The sequence below is a fragment of the Methanobacteriaceae archaeon genome, from assembly GCA_013403005.1.
In the GTDB taxonomy this organism is placed as follows: domain Archaea; phylum Methanobacteriota; class Methanobacteria; order Methanobacteriales; family Methanobacteriaceae; genus Methanobacterium.
In genome coordinates this window covers 12,598-32,509 of the sequence record JACBOA010000016.1, presented here as the reverse complement: position 1 = coordinate 32,509, position 19,912 = coordinate 12,598, and the positions used below count along the sequence as shown (strand labels likewise).

The 19,912-nt window shown below is 40.1% G+C and carries 18 protein-coding genes; 8 read left to right on the top strand and 10 right to left on the bottom strand.

Annotated elements, in window-relative coordinates:
• The 3 genes from HVN35_10225 to HVN35_10215 all read right to left on the bottom strand — a co-directional run.
• On the bottom strand, positions 1-975 hold a 975-nt coding region (locus HVN35_10225), incomplete at its 3' end, for an SBBP repeat-containing protein (GenBank protein NYB52917.1).
• Between the two features lie 439 nt (positions 976-1,414).
• Positions 1,415-2,221, bottom strand: a complete 807-nt coding sequence (locus HVN35_10220) for a DUF11 domain-containing protein (GenBank protein NYB52916.1) — start codon at positions 2,219-2,221, stop codon at positions 1,415-1,417.
• 129 nt (positions 2,222-2,350) lie between these two features.
• Positions 2,351-2,992, bottom strand: coding sequence for a hypothetical protein (locus HVN35_10215; GenBank protein NYB52915.1), 642 nt, complete (start codon positions 2,990-2,992; stop codon positions 2,351-2,353).
• A gap of 459 nt (positions 2,993-3,451) precedes the next feature.
• On the opposite strand from HVN35_10215, the gene HVN35_10210 reads away from it, so the two are divergent.
• Positions 3,452-3,841, top strand: a complete 390-nt coding sequence (locus tag HVN35_10210) for a DUF192 domain-containing protein (protein NYB52914.1) — start codon at positions 3,452-3,454, stop codon at positions 3,839-3,841.
• A 110-nt stretch (positions 3,842-3,951) separates the two neighbouring features.
• Entirely contained in the window at positions 3,952-4,236 is a 285-nt protein-coding gene (locus tag HVN35_10205; GenBank protein ID NYB52913.1) for a hypothetical protein, read from the top strand.
• Positions 4,237-4,495: 259 nt separating this feature from the next.
• Here the strand turns inward: HVN35_10205 and HVN35_10200 are convergent, their stop codons facing one another.
• The 7 genes from HVN35_10200 to HVN35_10170 all read right to left on the bottom strand — a co-directional run bounded on the left by HVN35_10200 (position 4,496) and on the right by HVN35_10170 (position 13,879).
• Positions 4,496-4,888 carry a HEAT repeat domain-containing protein gene (locus tag HVN35_10200; GenBank protein ID NYB52912.1) on the bottom strand — a complete coding sequence of 131 codons (393 nt, stop codon included), beginning with the start codon at positions 4,886-4,888 and terminating at the stop codon, positions 4,496-4,498.
• A gap of 218 nt (positions 4,889-5,106) precedes the next feature.
• A complete protein-coding gene (locus HVN35_10195; GenBank protein ID NYB52911.1) occupies positions 5,107-5,799 on the bottom strand; it encodes a dihydromethanopterin reductase (acceptor) in 693 nt (230 codons plus the stop codon).
• A gap of 54 nt (positions 5,800-5,853) precedes the next feature.
• A complete protein-coding gene (locus HVN35_10190; protein NYB52910.1) occupies positions 5,854-7,122 on the bottom strand; it encodes a serine hydroxymethyltransferase in 1,269 nt (422 codons plus the stop codon).
• Positions 7,123-7,330: 208 nt separating this feature from the next.
• Positions 7,331-8,014, bottom strand: coding sequence for a DUF169 domain-containing protein (locus HVN35_10185; protein ID NYB52909.1), 684 nt, complete (start codon positions 8,012-8,014; stop codon positions 7,331-7,333).
• Between the two features lie 231 nt (positions 8,015-8,245).
• Positions 8,246-10,222 (bottom strand): CoB--CoM heterodisulfide reductase iron-sulfur subunit A family protein, encoded by a 1,977-nt coding sequence (locus HVN35_10180; protein ID NYB52908.1) that lies wholly within the window; start codon positions 10,220-10,222, stop codon positions 8,246-8,248.
• A 233-nt stretch (positions 10,223-10,455) separates the two neighbouring features.
• On the bottom strand, positions 10,456-11,391 hold the full coding sequence (gene radA, locus HVN35_10175) for a DNA repair and recombination protein RadA (protein NYB52907.1): 936 nt from the start codon (positions 11,389-11,391) through the stop codon (positions 10,456-10,458).
• A gap of 112 nt (positions 11,392-11,503) precedes the next feature.
• Positions 11,504-13,879 (bottom strand): replication factor A, encoded by a 2,376-nt coding sequence (locus HVN35_10170; GenBank protein NYB52906.1) that lies wholly within the window; start codon positions 13,877-13,879, stop codon positions 11,504-11,506.
• A gap of 369 nt (positions 13,880-14,248) precedes the next feature.
• On the opposite strand from HVN35_10170, the gene HVN35_10165 reads away from it, so the two are divergent.
• The 6 genes from HVN35_10165 to HVN35_10140 all read left to right on the top strand — a co-directional run bounded on the left by HVN35_10165 (position 14,249) and on the right by HVN35_10140 (position 19,817).
• A complete protein-coding gene (locus tag HVN35_10165) occupies positions 14,249-14,674 on the top strand; it encodes a MarR family transcriptional regulator (GenBank protein NYB52905.1) in 426 nt (141 codons plus the stop codon).
• A 110-nt stretch (positions 14,675-14,784) separates the two neighbouring features.
• Positions 14,785-16,035 carry a 3-isopropylmalate dehydratase large subunit gene (locus tag HVN35_10160; protein NYB52904.1) on the top strand — a complete coding sequence of 417 codons (1,251 nt, stop codon included), beginning with the start codon at positions 14,785-14,787 and terminating at the stop codon, positions 16,033-16,035.
• A gap of 58 nt (positions 16,036-16,093) precedes the next feature.
• On the top strand, positions 16,094-16,606 hold the full coding sequence (locus HVN35_10155; protein NYB52903.1) for a 3-isopropylmalate dehydratase small subunit: 513 nt from the start codon (positions 16,094-16,096) through the stop codon (positions 16,604-16,606).
• Positions 16,607-16,689: 83 nt separating this feature from the next.
• Positions 16,690-17,676 carry an NAD-dependent isocitrate dehydrogenase gene (locus HVN35_10150; GenBank protein NYB52902.1) on the top strand — a complete coding sequence of 329 codons (987 nt, stop codon included), beginning with the start codon at positions 16,690-16,692 and terminating at the stop codon, positions 17,674-17,676.
• Positions 17,677-17,880: 204 nt separating this feature from the next.
• Positions 17,881-19,077, top strand: a complete 1,197-nt coding sequence (locus HVN35_10145) for a cysteine desulfurase (GenBank protein ID NYB52901.1) — start codon at positions 17,881-17,883, stop codon at positions 19,075-19,077.
• A gap of 329 nt (positions 19,078-19,406) precedes the next feature.
• Complete coding sequence (locus tag HVN35_10140; GenBank protein NYB52900.1) at positions 19,407-19,817, top strand: 6,7-dimethyl-8-ribityllumazine synthase; 411 nt, start codon at positions 19,407-19,409, stop codon at positions 19,815-19,817.
• Positions 19,818-19,912: the final 95 nt, after the last annotated feature.

The following is a 19,912-nucleotide window of genomic DNA, read 5'->3' as shown; positions in this document are numbered from 1 at the left end:
ATCAACGGCAATAGCATATCCATAGTCGTTGTTGGTTCCTCCGAGGTAGGTGCTGTATTGTAGTGTGGTTCCGGTGGGGTTGATCTTGGTTATGAAAGCATCACCACTCCCGGCGTAGCTGTCTTGGCAGACACCAGGTGTTACAGGGAAATTGTTGGAGTATGTCATTCCGGTGATGTAGGCGTTGCCATTATTATCGATGGCAATAGCATATCCATAGTCCCCGTAGGTTCCTCCGAGGTAGGTGCTGTATTGTAGTGTGGGGTCGATGATGAGTTGTTTTTGTTGGTTGTAGTTTCCTATTTGGAATTGGTAGGTGTTTTTATGTGTTTGGTATTGTACTTCGATTTTGTCTTGGTCTTGGTAGGCTTTTGGTGGTGTCATGGATACTTGTTCAAATCCAGTGGTTAGTATGTTGAGTTGTCCTTGTTCATCTGTTTCTAGTTGGTCGGCGCCTTGTATTTGTATTTTTATGTTTTCGGGGTTGCTGCCGGGGTTTATGAAGAATAGTTTTTCAATATTGCTGCCTGTTGCTCGTAGTTTAACCACGATACCGGGATAGATCTCTCCTAGGTTTATGAGGTTATAGGTGGGTAGATTTGTCTTCCACTTATCTGGGTCATTGCCTTTAAAATAGCATACTTGTGTTGGTGTTGGGTCTTCACCCTGTGCCTGGAATTTGATGGGGTTTCCATTACTGTCTAGGAATTGTTCCTTTAGTACTAGTGTTTTGTTGTCTTTGCCTTGTATTTGATGTGTAATGCTATCTTGGGTTATGTAGCTGGTTCCGTAGAATGTTTTAGCATAATAGGATACCTCTTCATCTGTTTGTCCCTGGTTTTCCACGAAGGGAATGTTCACATTCATAATCTGAGCATCAATGTCTGTTGTATTATTATCAGCAGCACTAACACCATTACATAAAATGAACACTAATAACAGAGACACTCCCAGAAACAACAATCGATTTTTCATCCTTTTTTTCACCTCCTTTTACAATTATTTATAGGGGTTTCCAATGAAAATTATATGAAATATCCATTATCGAATAAAAAAATTTTCATATTTTTAATCTAATTTACCATACACTGCTAATCTTTGAAGTTCTAATTCTTGGTGGATTATATTGTTTTTTTAATATAATATTTTATTGGGAAAATAATATTAGGAAGTTAATCTGAATCTTGAGACGAACCCATATGCTCCGAATCCCTAATATTTCCTATTATAATAATTATTTTTACCTATAAAACAAAAAAAACAATGTTTTAAAATAATATTAATCATTTATTATGGATATGAAGTAATTAGGATGTTAAAAGATAAAAAAAATAGTGAATTGATACCGTTTTTTAGAATAAAAAAAAGGTTTCATGATATGATGTTATAAAAAAAAATTAAAAGGGGGGATAGTTTATTTTTTGGCACTAAAAACGCCACTAACAACCATTAACACTGCTAATACTAGAATTGTTAGTGGTGTTCCGGTTTTTTGCATAGGTACGGTTTTACCATTAACTGGCTCAGGTCTGGGGCCGATTTTTTCAGCGGCATTCACTGTTATGCTCTCTGTGTTCTCATCTATTGTGGGGTCATAGGTTGTGGTGGATAGACGTGGATTGATTTGGTAGGTTCCGGGTTTTAGATATTTGAGGTCTAGCCATAGGTAGGGGTCACCAACTGGTACATCATTTATATTCCAGGTGAGTGTTCGTGTTGCTTGTTGGTAGGTCCAGGTTCCTTTATCTACATTTGCACTGGCAAATTCCAATCCCGGGGGTATTTGGTAGGTCATAACCACATCACTGGCCGTGTCTGGTCCACGGTTACCCACTTTGATGGTGTAGGTTACAGTTTCCCCTACAATGTTTTTCTTTCCAGTTATGGTTAAGTATAGAGAGGATTTAGGTTTAACAGTCACATCCACATTTACGGTCTGATCATCTGTCACTACATTTACATGGGCCACTCCCTCAGTTTCATCTGCTTTTAAGGCGGCAGTGGCAATACCAGCAGTGGTCTGCTTTTCAATAGTCTTTGATCCAATACTTCCCTTGTCAGTGAAGAAGATTACAGGTGTGCCATCAGGAATATGGCCTTTAGATGGATCTAATGGGTTTAAATCTTTTCCATCGTATAGGTTATTGAAACTAGTGGTTATGGTGCTTTCTCCACCATTGTTTATAATGTTAGGATTAGCATTAATGTCATGTATAGCCATGGTGTGTAATTATCTGTTCCCACTATTAAAGTATCAAAACTGGGATTGTTAGAACCCCACCAATTATACATAACATCTGCAGAATCTAGGTTGAATACTGCATTGGGAGAATTACCAACAATCCTATTATTATTGGCAGTTAATGTACCATCTGGTTGTATATTCCTCCACCATAGGCATTTGCAGTTCCAGTTTCGGATATGGCGGTGTGTTATTGTTGTTTAGTATGTTGCTGTTGTTAATAGTTAATGTGCCCTCATTGTATATTCCTCCACCACGGGCCTCTGCACTTCCTCCGGTGGTAGTGTCGCTGGCAGTGTTGTCTTGTACACGACAATCATTTAGAGTTAAAATACCAGTGTTGTAGATTCCTCCTCCATCACCATTTACTGCACCTTTTTGTATGGTTAAATTTTTGATGGTGACTTTTTCACCAGGATTTATTATTAGTATTTGGTTGGTGTTTTGGCCATCGATTATGGTTTGTTCTTGGCCGGCTCCACTAATGGTTACTTCAGCTGTTTTAACGTCTAAGTTGGTTTTACCTTGCCCAGAGTAGGTTCCCGGGGCTATGTATACTGTTCTGGTGTTGGCTACATTATCGAGACCTTTTTGTATTGTTAAATATGCAGTATCAAACGAATCTCCATTATTAGTGTCAAGACCGGTTGAACTTACGTATTTATCGCCGTCGGCTGCACTTACAGATCCCATGGCTATAAAGGCCATTAATCCGGCTAATATTAGAATGAAGTATTTTGCTGTGTTCATTTTATTTTCCAACTCCTTCTGAGTATCGGTATTGAATTTGATATGTGCAGCATTATTTAAACAGTAAAAATTGATTTTAAATTCTAATATTGTTCACACATTTTATTCCAATAGTATTTGTTAATTCACAAATACTTATAGTTACAACTACTATTTACTGTGAACAGCTTCACATCATTTCCCATAATATATAAAAATTCTCAAAAAAAGATATAGAAACAATACAATTATCTTACGAATCCTTTAACCGTAGTATGATGTGATCATTTCGATCTAAAGGATGGGGTGATTAGAAGATCATGACATACATTTCTTGATCGATTATGGATCATTTCTGATCGTAGTTTCTGATGATCAGAGATTATTAATGACAGAGTTATCTATCTAGGGGTCTTGGATAATCAAAATGTTACATCAAAAATGTATTACATATAAAAGAGGCTTAAAAAGAGGCTGAACATGCATAAAAGTAGAAAAACGAGTTACGTGTTCATAGTAAATAAAACTAAGGGCACCAACCTGGGAAATGCCGATGTGGCCCAAAGTTTTTTCTCCCGTTTCAGGGGATTAATGATGGTAAAAAACCTTGAAAGAGGGCTTATTCTAAAATTGCCCTCAAACAGGAGTCGGAGGGCTTCGGGAATTCACATGTTCTTTATGCGCATACCCCTGGATGTTGTTTTCACAGATTCTCAAAAAAAAGTGGTGGATGTGGTCACCCTTAACCCCTGGACCACTTACACACCCCGGGCACCGGCCCGTTATGTGATAGAACTGGAAAAAGGAAAGTTAAAAGAATCCAATACAGAAATCGGAGATGAACTGGATTTCACCTGTGAGAGTGCATAATAATATTATGCAATGGGGATTAAATCTATAAAAGCATGTGCCTACAAGTGGGGAGTTATGCTTAAAATGTTAGATGTATAGGGGTTAATGTATTAAAGGGGGAATAATAGTTGCCACTTCAAGTAAAAATAATTGATTATGGATTTTCTGATAGTTTAAACCGTTATTATGTAACTTATCACGTTACTGGTCTTGAAGAAGGAGATTTAAGTAAACTTGTCAAACAATTGGAGGATCCGGTTGTGGTGAAGGGGAATGATATTTTTATGAATGTTTATTTTGAGGGAAATTACTATCCCTTTGCCAGTGAAGATTCCAAAAGTCGCCTGGAAGATTATCTTACCCGGGAAGAGATAGAAATGACAGCATATCTTTTGGATTTACTGGAAGATTAAAAAGAGGAAATCTATAGATACAGATAAACTTCCACAAATTTTTTCACATCCAACACAACTCCAGCCAGGCTTCACCTTCTACTTGTACGCAGAAGTATTATAATAGTGTAATAGGGGCAAAAAGCCAACTGGCATTTCTTTTCTCAGAAACTGCAGTTAAAAAACTTGGTAAGTCTTGCTAAGAATAGGTCATGATCCCAAGGTGGCTTCCATGCACTCTCTGGAGATTGAATAATTGAAATAATATAAAATTAAATGTTTAGTTACGGTTTTTTATCTCTTTAAGTGCTATTTTAGCCACTTTACGCACCACTGAGTTGTCATCTTTGGTGGCCTTCGACAGGCTTTCCACTGCTCTCTGGTCCCCAACAATAGAAAGACTGAGAGCAGCTCCGTACCTTACATTGGCTTTTTCATCATCCATAAGTTTGATTAATGGTTCCACAGCTCTTTCATCTTCAAAAATTCCCAGTGCAAGGGCAGCAGCCTCCCTCACATGCCAGTCTTCATCATTCAAGGCTTCAATCAAGGGTTCCACTGCATCAGGGTCTCCGACCTCAGCTAAAAGCTCGGCAGCGTCTTCACGAACCTTCCAATCATCACTTCTGAGTTCTTCTAACAGAAAATCAATTCTTTTATGTTCTTCAGGCAAATTAAAACCCCCTCGATTTTTTTTTATTTCTTTGGGAACTAACACAAATTCTACATATAATAACTAAATATGTTTCTAATCCCTTAACTATATTTCAAATTAGGGTAAAAAAGTTATGATTAAGCGGCAAATCAGATGGAAGATAATGGTTTGTAGCGAATGACACAAATCAATCTTAGAATATAAAATAAAAGGAAAATAAAATAGGAAACTAAATTTTATAGGTTGTTTAAAATTTCTGAAGGGTCTTTCAGCACAGTTACCCCATCTAATCTGTGAAGTTTTCGGGTGTTTTCCACATCTATCTTGCGCATGTGGATGGTGATGATGCTACCTCCACTTACAGCACCGTAGGGGCATGCCACTTGGCAGGCAGCACAGCCCTGACACTTTAGGAGGTTGATCTCCACACCAGGGGTTATGGCATCGGGAGGGCAGGCAGCTGCCGCCTCACAAGTGTCGCAGTTCTGACAAAGGTCCAGTTCCAGTTTGGATGGTAGGACAGTATCCACATCTCCAGATTCCCAATCCACTGGAACCAGAAGGGTTTTCACCTTCCCTTTACCAGCTTGGGCAACGGCATTGGTTACCAGGCTGTCGGCTATTCCATGCACCAGTTTGGCAATGGTGTTGGAGGTGGTGGGAGAGACAATCAAGAGATCGTATCTTCCCAGGGAAAAGCGGCCAGATATGGGATAACTCCACATCTGATCCTTTTCAAGAATTAGTTCCTGGTAGTAACCACCAGTAATGGATTTAACTCGGTTAAAGAGTCCATACATTTTCAGAACTTCTTCACCTGCACCGGAAAGGAGCACAGTAACTTGATGTTTTGATGCAATTTTTTCCAAAAGTTCAACACTCTCCAGGAGCAGATGGCCTGCTCCAGTGAAGGCCCAAGCTATTTTCATGATTTAACCGTTTTAGACTTATTTGCTAATTGTATTGGTAACTCAATTCCTAAATTAAAAATCTATGTAATCATAAGCCCGGTCACTGCGGAAAGCATAATGCACTGTGTCATAAGAGCTTATAAATTCAGTTACTTCCATTTTAACATCTTTACCATCAACAACAACTTTTTTTATGAATTCGGCAACTTCCATCATGTGGGATTCCTTTAATCCTCTGCGGGTTAACTCCTGGGTTCCCACTCTTATGCCTGAGGGATCATCAGAGCGATTAACATCATCCCAGGGCAGAAGGTTCTTATTGAGAATGATGTTATTAGCTTCCAAATCTTTAGCCATCTTAGATGCTTTCCCAAGGTTAGAAACATCCATAGCCACCTGATGTGATTCAGTGAAGCCCAATTCTTCACATAACACATTGAAACCCAGTTCATGGAAGCTTTGTGCCAGTGCCTTAGCGTTTCTGACTATCTGATCAGCATAATCTGCTCCGTATTCCAGCATTTCTGCGGTGGCTATGCCCAGGGCAGCCAAATGATGCAAGTGATGGTTACTAACCACACCAGGGAAAACTGCCTCGTCAATATCATCTTTAAGTTCATCTTTACAGAGAATTATACCTCCCTGTGGTCCGGGGAAGGTTTTGTGGGTACTGCCCACTAAGAGGTCGGCTCCTTCTTTTAATGGATCCTGGAATTTACCTCCAGCTATAAGGCCCAGAACATGCGCACCGTCATACATAACTTTTGCCCCCACTTCGTCAGCTGCTTCTCTTGCTTCTTCCACAGGGTGGGGGAATAAGAATAAACTACCTCCCAGGAGGACTATTTTAGGTTTTTTTGCCAGTATTTCTTTCTTCATGGCATCAGAGTCGATGTTCATCTTTTCTGCATCGAATGGGTGGGGAAATACTTCCAATCCTCTGATTCCAGCAGCACTCACATGTGCATGGCTGATATGGCCTCCCACAGGAACTTCCAGGGCGAGCATGTTATCTCCGTGCTGGGCTAAGGCGAAGAATGATGCCATGTTGGCCACCACTCCTGATATGGGCTGTACATTGGCGTGTTCTGCTTTGAATATTTTTTTGGAGAGGTCCACAGTGATGTTTTCGATTTCATCTATATACTGGCAGCCTTCGTACAAACGCTCACCAGAAAGTCCTTCTGCATAACGGTGGGAGAGGTCAGTGGCCAGGGCTTCCCTCACACTGATACTGGTAATATTCTCACTTGCAATGAGGTTGATACTGTCTTGCATCCATCTATGATGTTTTTTTGTAATATCCTTTATTTGCTGAGCGTATTTTTGATTATCTGACATATTTTCCTCCTGACCAATATTCATAATATCTGTGTTAACGGGTTGGTATTTGATAGGAACTATAAAATTGAGAATATAAATACTTTCCAAAAAGAGTAATTTTTACAACTATTCCTCTTATCTTAAATTTTTTTCTGATTTTTGGTATCTTTCAAGCATTAATTTAATCTGAAAATGAATAGAAAAATAAATTAGTTTATTTTGGGTTTTAATCACGGAAGAATGTTTTTGTTTTCATTTCTGCCATGTTTTGAGTTATCCTTTCCAAGTCATTTGCTGGAATGCTTACCATAATTTCTTCATCTTTCAAGTCCATGTTATTCCTGGAGCCAATATCTCCAAATCCATAGGTAACCTTGCCGGTAAGGTAGGGTATAGCAGCCATTGAACTGCATATGGGTCCGGAATCTGCACCTAATCCATGTGATCCAGAATCATATGCATTGGCATGTAATAACAACATGCCTTGCCGAGAATTGGCTACAATGAATATGACATCTGGTTCGAAATCTGCTTCTTTTAGAGGTGCAAATATTATTGCACGGAAGATATTGGGTTCTATGGCCATATTTTCTTTCCAAGATCGTTGAACTGCGGGGATGCTTTTATAAACTCCTCCTGGAACCAGAAATGAACCACTGCGCATGTTAACAGGGAATTGTTGAGGGTCCTTCATTCCAGTATACCTGAGACCACCCATACATTCTTCTTCTTCAGCAGTGGAATAGAAAATCTCTCCATTCATGGCCTTATCCAGTTTAGTGCAGAACCTAGATTTCCCCTGTTCTTTGGGAATATTTCGAGGTTCTCTGGAGACCCATTTAATGGCCACGGGTTCTCTTTCCAGTTTTAAAATAGTTTTTAGTTTTTCACCAAGTTCCTGATAATCCATATTAAATCCCTCTTTTTCGATTCTTAAAAAAATCTGGTTCTTTAAAAAATTAATTAAAAAAATCTTATCGTGAATTTATTATCATCAAGATATTAGGAGTTTGAAGAGGAGTTTGAATAATTATTTTTGATTAAATATAGGTATAGCTAACCTGAAAATAAAAACATCACAGAAAATAATCAAATAAAGAAAAAAAAGGTTTGAAAAAGGGTTTGGTAACCCTTTATCTCCTTATTTACCAGGGTTTAAAGCGGCTTCGATCTGAGCGAAGATCTGGCCGGTTCTAAAGTGCTGCTGGTCCATGGCACCGGATGGACAGGCACCTACACAGGTTCCGCATCCCTTACACAGTGCAACATTGATGGTGGCTTGTTCATCCTTCCTTTCAATGGCTCCGAATGGACATAGCTCCAAGCAGACTTCACATCCACCACAGACGTCAGAGTCAACCACAGCGATAATTGGTTCGATTTCCACTTCACCTTTAACCATGGGTATGGCTGCTCGAGCAGCGGCACCAGAAGCCTGGGCCACAGCGTCAGGAATATCCTTAGGACCTTGAGAAACACCAGCCAGGTACACACCGTCAGTTAAGGTGTCCACTGGGCGGAGTTTGGGGTGAGCTTCCATGAGGAATCCGTCAGCGGATTTGGATAAACCGATGGTCTGTCTAAGGTCTTCAGCTCCTTCTGGTGGAGTTAATCCCACAGAGAGCACTACCATGTCATAGTTGTACTCAGTGACTTTACCCAGTAAGCTGTCTTCTGCACGGATGGATAGAGTTTCATCTGGGTTGACCAAGACGTTTGCTGGTCGTCCGCGGATGAATTTGATACCGTATTTCTCCTGGGACCGTTTGTAGAACTCTTCAAATCCTTTACCGAAGGCACGGATATCCATGTAGTAAATTGCTACATCTGTGTCTGGCATTTTGTCTTTGATGAGCTGTGCGTTTTTCATGGCGTACATACAGCACACACGGGAACAGTATGGTTTGTCAATTTGTTCGTCACGGCTACCCACACACTGGATAAAGGCAACGCTTTTTGGCTTTTCACCATCGGATGGTTTTAATACTTTACCCATGGTAGGTCCAGAGGCGTTGATCAGTCTTTCCAGTTCTAAACCAGTGATCACGTTCTGAGCATCTGCATAGGACCATTCTTTCTTCTCACTTGGGTCGTAGGGGTCGTAACCAGTGGCCACGATAATGGTACCCACATCGATTTCGATTCTTTCTGGCTCCTGCTCGTGGTCAATTGCTCCGTTACCACATGCCTGGTCACAGAGTTTACAATCGATACAGTAATCTTTGTCAATTCTGGCCACCAGTGGCACAGCTTGTGGGAATGGAATGGAAATTGCTTTAACCATACCCATACCCTCATCGAAGTAGTTGGGCATTTCTATGGGACAAACTTCAGAACAGCTTCCGCAACCAGTACAGATGTCTTCTATGACGTATCTTGGCTTCTTCTCAATTACCACTTGGAAGTTACCAATGTAACCGTGAACTTCCTTCACTTCAGCAAAGGATATGAGTTCGATGTTTTCATGTTTAGCAGCGTCCACAGTCTTAGGTGCTAGGATACACATGGAACAGTCCAGAGTGGGGAAAGTTTTGTCCAGCTGGGCCATTCTTCCACCGATGGTGGGCTGTTTTTCTACCAGGTAGGTTTTGAATCCCATGTCAGCCAGGTCCAGTGCAGACTGGATACCAGCTACTCCTCCACCTATAACCAGAGCTTTGTTGTCTACCTGAACCTTGGATGCTTCCAGAGGCTCCAGTAACCGGGCTTTGGCTACTGCCATTCTTACCAGGTCTTTTGCCTTTTCAGTTGCTGCTTCTGGTTCGCCCATGTGCACCCAGGAGTCGTGTTCCCGGATGTTAGCGAATTCGAAGAGGAACTGGTTCAGTCCTGCTTCCTGGATACATCTTCGGAAGGTTGGTTCGTGAAGTCGAGGTGAACATGCTGCTACCACTACTCGGTTAACTTTACCTTCTTTAACGTCTTTTTGGATCATGTCCTGACCAGGGTCGGAACAGAAGTATTTGTATTCTTCTGATACCTCTACATTAGGCAGAGTTGCTGCGTAATCTTTCACTGCGTCAATATCAACTACACCACCTATGTTAATACCACAGTGACACACATAGACTCCGATTTTTGGTTCTTCAGTTGCTTCTTGCTTATTTTCATCTGCCAATTAGATCACCTATTTTTTCATCAATGTGAATATAATCTAATCTTATGAATTAGGGTGTAATCAGATCTAAATATAAAGTTTTCTAAAAAATATTTTAAACAAGGTTTAAATAGGATGAATTTTTTTGGGGGAAAAATTAAAAAAAATACTCTTTTTAGCACATTCCTTGGATATTAAAAATTAAAATAATAATAGGTATATAAATAGGGATTTTCAGGTGGATAGAAGGTAATTTAGTCAATAATCCCTTCAGTTGCTATCTTGAACACTGCTTCACCCTCAGGGAGGTGCGGACTGTCCACCAAGCGGGCTATACGTTTACCTGCCAGTCCTTTCTTTAGCCAGATCCGGTAGGTAGCAGCGTGTCCCAAGACATGACCTCCAATAGCCTTGGTAGGGCTGCCGAAGAAGGCATCGGGACGTGCCTGCACCTGGTTGGTAACAAAAACCGCCACATTGTAGGTGTTGGCAATGTTCTGCAAGGTGTGCAGGTGCTGGTTTAGCTTCTGCTGGCGGGTGGCCAGGGACTCCCTTCCCACGTACTCAGCACGGAAGTGGGCGGTGAGTGAATCTACAATCACCAGACGGATATTCACATCACCCTGTATGAGTTCGTTAACCTTATCTGCCATCAGTATCTGATGGCTGGAATTAAAGGCCCTTGCAATGTGAATCTTGCTTAAAACTTCTTCAACATCCAGTTCAAAACCTTTAGCTATTTGTTCTATTCTTTCAGGTCTGAAGGTGTTCTCAGTATCTATATAAACACATTCTCCACTGAGACCTCCTTTTTCTGGGGGTAACTGCACGGTCACGGCTATTTCATGTGATATCTGGCTTTTACCAGATCCGAACTCTCCGAAAACCTCGGTAATTGCCTGGGTTTCTATACCTCCGCCAATCAATTCGTTAACTCCTGTGCTGCCAGTAGTTATCCTTCCAACGTCTTTCCGGCGTTCCATCACATCCAGGGCAGTTTCAAAGTCAATTTGCTCGGCCTTGCGAGCAGCCTCGATCACCTTCTCCGCCACACCTTCACCAATTTCGGCTTTAACACTTAGTTCTTTGGCTGTAGCTGTGGCCAGACGCATCATATCTGCAAAACCAGCATCTCTAAGTTTCTGAGCAGTTTTTTCCCCCACACTTGGTAAGTCTTCCAGTTCCACCATATTATAATCTCCCTTCTTGAACTTGGTTTATCATAAATAATTTTTGTTCTTTTCGAGTTTTAAACGGAATAAATATATATGCTGTTACTCATTAATCTTCCATTTCAGGTAATTAAAGTTTCACATCCACCAGTTTCTTGGCATTTAGTCGAATTTCCTCATTGTATTCATCATAGTTGGCATCAGCGATTACGGTGATGTTTCTGCCCACCAGATCACCTACTTTTTCTTCCAGTGATCCTTCGTCTCCAGTAGCGGCTATGATTTCTTCTGCTTCCGGGGTGGTCATTCCCAAAACCTCTTCTGCTGATTTTCGGAAGAAGGTAATAGTTATGTTGCCAGTGTCGTCCTCCACCTCGAGTCCGATGATCATCAGCATTTTGGGTTTTTCAATTTCTTCACCACAGATATCACATATATAGGAGTCATCCACCCAATTAACTCTCTTGTTGCAGTTGGGACACATTTCAAAGAGTATTTTATTTCCCCGAATGTCAATAACCTCGCCACTGACCTTGATATTTTGATCTCCTTCTTCAATGTCTTCAATCTTTTTAGAGGGATATAATTTTTCCTGGATTTCTTCTAAAGTGGGAATAGAGATTTCATCTTCTTTGGGTTTAGTTATAAGGGTTGTTCTACCCACGCTGAGTTCAATACGATCATTTCTTAAGTTAACCCGGGGGTTCTCAATTTTAACTAATTCTCCTTCTTTAAGGGGGGAATTGGCCTGATCATCCCACAGTGAAGTTCTCACCACTCCAGTTTCATCAGCTATTTCCATCGAACGAACAATCCCTGAGCTACCATCGCTTTTAGTGAACTGGTTAGGTTCGCTCATGCTTAGAATCCTGCCAATGACGCTGACATCCCGATCTCCTTCAACCAGTTCTTCAATCTGTTTGGTTTGGTATAGCATTGATTCAACATCTTTCAGGGATGGTAATTGGGAGATTTCCTCTTCAGTGGGTTTGATTATTCTGGATGTTCTGCCCACACTCAGATCCACTTGATAGTCTCCCAGCCGGGTGCGTGCATTTTCTATTTTCAGAGCATCTCCCTCTTTCAGGGGATGTTCTGCTTTACTATCCCACAAGGAAACCCTTACCATTCCAGTTTCATCGGCAAGTTCAGCACTTCTTACCAAACCAGTAGTTCCATCATCCCTCTGGAATTCGTTGGGTTCATATAGATTTACTACCCGGCCAACTACATCTACTTCTTCTCCATCATCTTCAATTTTATTCAAATCCCCGATTTTTATGGGTTTTATATATTTACCCACTTCAATCAAAACTTCTTTCATTTTGGGGTCAATTGGCGGGTTTATTATGAGTTTAGTGTTCCAATTGGTGTTAACCCGGTAGTTGGTGCCAGAATAATCATCAAATTCAATGTTACCTCCAATGATTTTCATTATGTCTCCTTTTTTGACCTCTATTTCTGCATCTTCATTCCACAGCGTCACCCGGATAGCCCCGGTATCGTCCTCCAATTCCAGGGATCTAACTTTTCCAGTGGTTCCATCGTCTCTTTCAAAGGTTATGGTGTCGTAAACTTTGCTTACCAGGCCTAACAGAGTAACATTTCTCATTTCATGGGCATCCCCTAGTTTCAGAATATTTTCCTCATATTCTGGAACATCAAAGTCTCCTTTTTCAATTCTACCAATCCAGGAGTGGCTTAATGATATCTCTCCATTGCGGACTCTGCTCTGCGCTCCTAGTATTTTGATAGCGTCACCTTCTTTTAAATCAAGATCATCTATGAGGGCTGTGTCATTGTTCCACAAGGTGAACTGCATGCTTCCACTTTCATCCTGCAATTCCAGGGACGCAACCTTTCCTTCTTTACCATTACGGTCAAAAGAACGGATTCTGGGAATTCTAATAATGCGGGCAACTACATTTACTTCCATGTCACCTTTAATTTCTTTTAATGGCGTTATTTTAGAGTTATATGGGGGTAAATCAGGGTAATCTTCTGGATCAAGTTTTTTAATTGTAGATCGTGCGTTTAAGTGGGCTTCGTCTTCCCGAAATCCTTGTTTTACCTCCACATCATCTATTTTTATTACATCTCCTTCCTGAAATTTCTTGAGTAGTTTAATATTTTCTGTCCAGAAAACAACTCTTATCCTGCCGGTGGCATCAGCAAGGATCAGGTTGGCTAATTTCCCTTCACGTCCCTTCTTGCTGGTGAATTTTTTAACATTAGAAATGTTCATTACTCTTCCCAAGAGGTTCACGTGATGGGTGCCCGCCTGCAAATCTTTTATCTGCCAGAATTCTTTTTTTTCTTCAAGGGGTTCATTTTTTTCTGTAATATAATCGCCCACAACCATATGGGCTATGCTAATATCATCAATAAAGCTTACATCAGCGTTATCTTTTTTATATTCTTCCATTTTTTCTAAAAATTCTTCATATGAGATTTTATCCTTGATCTTCTCATATTCGTCCTTTATCTCTTGGTTAATTTCCCTCATTTTATTTCCCTCACCATCATCTCTCTTAGATCTCGATTATTAAATGATCTATCATACTCAATATAACTGTAAGTATTACATTATATATATATTTTATTACTAAATGGGGTTCTCAATTAATTGTTTATGTGGATATGATAATGTAATTAGTCCGAGCTTGTGAGAAGTAATCAGATTCAATTATCCGGGATACCTTTAAGTGTAACTTTTCAGGTTTTCATTTTCCAGAAGAGGTTGCAGAAATAAATATAGTGTCTTTATATTCTTTTTAACTTTGCTTATGGGATGATTTCTTGATCTTGTTTAGTAGGGCAAACTTTTTATAATAGTTAGTTAGATAAAACTATATATTCAAGTGGGTGATAACTCATGAACCGGGAGCTTGAACTGGTTGAATCAATGGATAAATTAAGCAAGCTAATGAGAAAATTCCAAACACAACTTCGAAGTGGAGATTTAAAGGAATATACATTACGACAACTATACTACATTGAATTAATAGATAAAAATGAAGGAATAAGCGTTTCAGAACTAGCAAAAACCTTGGATGTTAAAAAATCAACAGTATCCGTGGCTATAAACCAGTTAATTGATCTGGGAATTGTGAACAAAATACAGTCCAAGGACGATAAACGTTTCTATTTCCTAGAACTAACTCCGAAAGGCAATCAAATAATGGAAATGCACAAACAGATACATAAAGATACAATTAAAAAAATTTTGAAGATTTTAGACCCGGAAGAAGTTGAAAATTTCGTGAATATTGTAAATAAAATTACAGTTTCCAGATTATAGGAGATAATATGCATTTTAGGCAGTTTTAATCAATTAAAAATCAAAAAGATCTTTCTATCAATCAAGATTATTTGATTTAAATACATTTCATTATAAAAGGAGGTTCGCACATGTCAATGACCATGGCAGAGAAAATACTTGCAAAAGCAGCAGGATTAGAAGAAACCGCAGCAGGTAATATTGTGATGGCCAACATAGATGTGGCCATGACTCATGATCTAACCGGACCACTATCTGTGGAATCATTCCAGAAAATTGGGGTGGAACAGGTATGGGATCCGGAAAAGATCGTGGTGATATTCGACCACCAGGTACCAGCCGACTCACTGGAAGCAGCCCAAAACCACATAACCATGAGGGAATTCGTGGAAAAACAGGGAATAGAGAATTTTTATGATGTTAGGGAGGGGGTATGTCACCAAGTGCTACCAGAAAAGGGGCACGTGGTCCCTGGCGAAGTAGTAGTTGGAACAGACTCCCACACTTGCACTCACGGAGCATTAGGGGCATTCGCCACTGGAATCGGATCAACAGACATGGCCATGGTCTTTGCCACTGGAAAACTCTGGTTCAAGGTCCCTGAAACCATAAAATTCGAGATAGAAGGAAAGCTGGATAAATACGTCTACTCAAAAGATGTGGTACTGAATATAATTGGACAGGTTGGTGCAGATGGTGCAACCTACCAGGCCTGTGAATTCGGAGGCCCAACCACCATGGATATGTCAGTATCAGACCGGATGGCACTATGCAACATGGCCATAGAAATGGGAGGTAAAACCGGTCTGGTGGAAGTGGATGATAAGACCATCAACTACCTTAAAGGACGCACAAACAAACCATACGAAGTATTCAAAACCGATGATGATGCAGAGTCCCTGACCACCATGCACCTCGATGTGGATGATCTGGAACCTCAAATTGCCTGCCCCCACAACGTTGATAATGTCAAATCAGTGGGTGAAGTGGATGGAACACCCATAGACCAGGTATTTCTAGGTTCATGTACTAACGGGCGCCTGGATGATCTCCGGGTGGCTGCAGAAATCCTAAAAGGAAAACAGGTCTCCCATGATGTGCGCATGCTGGTGATACCTGCTTCACGCGAAGTTTACCGCCAGGCACTGGATGAAGGACTTATGAACATATTCGTGGATGCTGGAGCTTTAGTATGCAACCCTTGCTGCGGACCCTGCTTAGGTGGCCATGTAGGGCTCCTGGGACCCGGAGAAGTGAGTCTATCCACCTCCAACCGGAACTTCAAAGGAAGACAGGGAAGTCCAGAAGCAGAAGTTTATCTTAGTTCTGCCGCAGTAGCAGCTGCATCAGCCATTAAAGGCGCCATAACCGATCCCAGATAATGTTGCATATAAAAGAACATCAAAGCAGATGATAACAAGACCCTAAAGAGGTGTAATAATGGATAAAATCCTTAAAGGAAAGGTATGGAAATTTGGTGATGATATAGACACTGATATAATAATCCCTGGACGGTATCTGATATTAACCGGTGAGAAAGAACTGGCAGAACATGTTATGGAAGGATTAGATCCTGAATTCCATAAAAAAGTTGGTGAAGGAGATATTCTGGTTGCAGGGAAGAATTTCGGCTGCGGATCTTCACGCGAACATGCACCCATAGCTTTAAAGGGTGCCGGGATCTCTGCAGTAGTAGCTGAGTCCTTTGCCAGGATATTCTACAGGAACGCCATAAATGTGGGCCTACCCCTCTTAGAATCCAAAAACATATCTAAAAATGTTGATGAAGGTGACGAAATCCAAGTAAATATGGAGAAGGGGATCATTAAAAACTTGAAAACCGGCGAGGAATTTAAAATAATAGGGCTCCCTGACTTTATGTTAGGTATTCTAGAGGAAGGGGGACTTATTCCTTACCTCAAAGAGAATATGGATGAAATTAAAGAAGCTTGAATGGTTTCCAAGCAAATTAAAAAGATTATGGATTTATGAGGATGCAATTGATAAAATAAGGTGAATTTAATAGGTGAATAAATATGTACAAAATTTCAGTCATACCTGGGGATGGGATAGGTAAAGAGGTTATGGAGGCTGCCCTCCATGTGTTAGAAGCAATAGATGTTGAGTTTGATTACACATTTGCAGAAGCCGGAGATGAATACATGGAAAAAACTGGTGTAGCACTACCTCAGGAAACCGTGGACATAGTAAAAGCATCACAGGCATGTCTTTTCGGAGCAGCCGGTGAATCCGCAGCAGATGTTATAGTTAAAATGAGACAGGAACTTGACCTCTACGTTAACCTGCGACCAGTTAAATCATATCCAGGTACTAACTGCCTATTTGATAATTTGGACTTTGTGATAGTCCGAGAAAACACAGAGGGACTTTATATTGGTTTGGAAGAGGAAACTGAAGAAGGAGCAACTGCTACCAGGGTCATAACCAGGAAAGCCTCCGAAAGGATATGTAGATTTGCCTTTGAGTATGCTAAAAAAACCGGCAGAAAAAAAGTCACTGCCGTGCATAAAGCCAATGTCCTTAAAAAAACCGACGGACTCTTCAAGGAAATATTCTATAAAGTTGCAGAAGATTATCCTGACATGGAACTGGATGACCGTTACGTGGATGCCACTGCCATGTTTTTCATCACCAAACCAGAAATGTTCGATGTAATAGTAACCACCAACCTCTTCGGTGACATTCTCTCTGATGAAGGTGCAGGACTGGTGGGAGGGCTAGGATTAATACCCTCAGCCAATATTGGAGAAAAACAGGGATTATTCGAACCAGTACACGGTTCTGCACCAAGTCATGCTGGCAAAGGAACTGCCAATCCGGCGGCAATGATTTTATCTGCAGTTTTAATGCTTGATTACTTGGAAGAAAACGAAGAAGCACGCAGGCTGGAAAATGCCCTGGTAGAAGTGCTGGCCGAGGGTGAAGTCGTCACCAGGGATCTGGGTGGTAATGCATCCACCATGGAAATGGCTGCAGAAGTCAGAAGGAAGCTTGAAGCTTAAAAAATTATTAAAGCTTCTTCTTTATTTTTTTTTTGAGGGTTTTAACTTTTATTTTCAATCATAAATACTACTCAACTTCATTTCCAGTTTAATTTTTAAAATTTTTATATACTACACCAAATTAATTATATATAAAAAATACGCCTAATTTAAGGCAAAATTTATCTGGGTAAGGTTCAGGAAGGAAATTTGAAGGGTATTTTAATGAAAACAGCCGATGTTAGAAGGGACATTCCCCTCTTAGACGAATTTATATATTTGGATGCTGCCAGCACCACTCCCACTCCCAGGCCAGTGGCAGAGGCCATGTGTGACTACTTTTACAATTACAATGCCAACACAGGTAGGGGTGCTTATCATTTAACAGTAAAAGCAACCCAAAAATTTGATGAAGCCAGGGAAAAGATTGCTAAATTTGTCAATTCTGAGCCTGATGAAATCATATTCACTAAAAACACCACCGAGGCCATAAACATAGTGGCTCATGGTCTGGATTTCAAAAAAGGTGAAAATATCCTTGTATCCAACATAGAACACCATTCAAATTTTGTGCCCTGGCTAAACCTGAAGAGGAAGGGGGTTGAAATTAAAGTGGTTAAAGCTGATGAAAAGGGGATAGTTGATTCTTCTGAAGTTGAAAAAGCAGTGGATGAAAACACGAGAATGGTAAGCATCAGCCACATATCCAATTCCATGGGATCTGTGCAACCAGTGAAAGAAATCTCTAAAATAACTTCAGATAATGGCATATTATTTCTGTTAGATGCCGCCCAATCCGCAGGACACACCAGAATAGACTTGAAGAAATTAAAGGCTGATATGGTGGCTTTTCCAGGACATAAAGGCTTTTTAGGGCCAGTTGGAACCGGATTTTTGTACTGCAACCGCCAGTTGCAAGATCAGATGCTTCCCTTGAATCTGGGTGGAGGAACAGTAGATAACGTTACAGAGGAAGATTTTCAACTCACCGAAGCATCTACCCGCTTTGAAGGCGGTACTCAAAACATAGCTGGGGTTATTGGGCTGAGTGCAGCTATGGATTACCTTAAACGAATAGGAATGGAAAAAATTGAGAAACACAGTAGGAAATTAACCAAAATAATGTACCAGGAGATACAGGAAGTTGAAAATGCCATTATTTATGGAAGTCCAGAAAATATTTATGGTATAGTTTCCTTCAATATTAATAATATAAATCCCCATGACCTGGCCAAGATACTTGATGAAAGTAGATCAATATGTGTCAGGAGCGGATTTCACTGTGCAATTCCTTCAATAAAGCATATTGGAGCTTACGAATTGGGTGGAACTGTCAGGGCATCTATACATTACTACAACACTCGAGAAGAAATAGAAATATTGGGTGAAACTCTAAAGGAAGCGTCTAAATTCCTGGCTTGAAATTCAGAATTTAATCTTAATTAAAGGAGATAAGAAAATGGACAGAGCTCAATGGATAGCTATTTTCATAATATTACTTATGGTTTTTAGCTCAGTAGCTGCTTATATTGCCTATTCATAAATTTAAAATCTCAAAAAGCAAAATATCTAAATTTAAAACTTCATAACAGTAAAAAACTTAAATTTAGAAATTCTAAAGAATCTTAAAGAATTATAAAGAATTATAAAGAATTATAAAGAATTATAAAGAATTATAAAGAATTATAAAGAATTATTTTAGAGTTATTGATTCCAAGTTAAGAACTAAAGTTACAACAGAGGTATAAATCATGGTAAAAGTTAGGATAGGTGCTGTAGTGGCAGAATTTAATTATGACATCACTCATATGATGTTAGAACTTGCCAAAGAACATGCTAAATTTTTAGAATCAGAAATAACAGAAGTAATAGCTGTTCCTGGAGTTTTCGACATGCCACTGGCCATAAAAAAACTCTTAGAACAGGATGATATTGATGCTGTGGTTACACTGGGAGCAGTAATTGAAGGAGCCACCTCCCATGATGAAATAGTAGTGCAGCATGCATCCCGTAAAATTGCTGATCTGGCACTGGAATATGATAAACCAGTGGCACTGGGAATCACCGGACCTGGCATGACTCGACTAGAAGCACATCAAAGAGTGGATTATGCCAAACGTGCTGTGGAAGCAGCAGTTAAAATGACGGAACGACTTAAATAAATATGAACTAAACAGGACTTAAATTAATTGGATTAATACTTTTTTTATCCAATTCACTTTCTTTTAAGCACAAAAACGCACTCACAATTTATTCT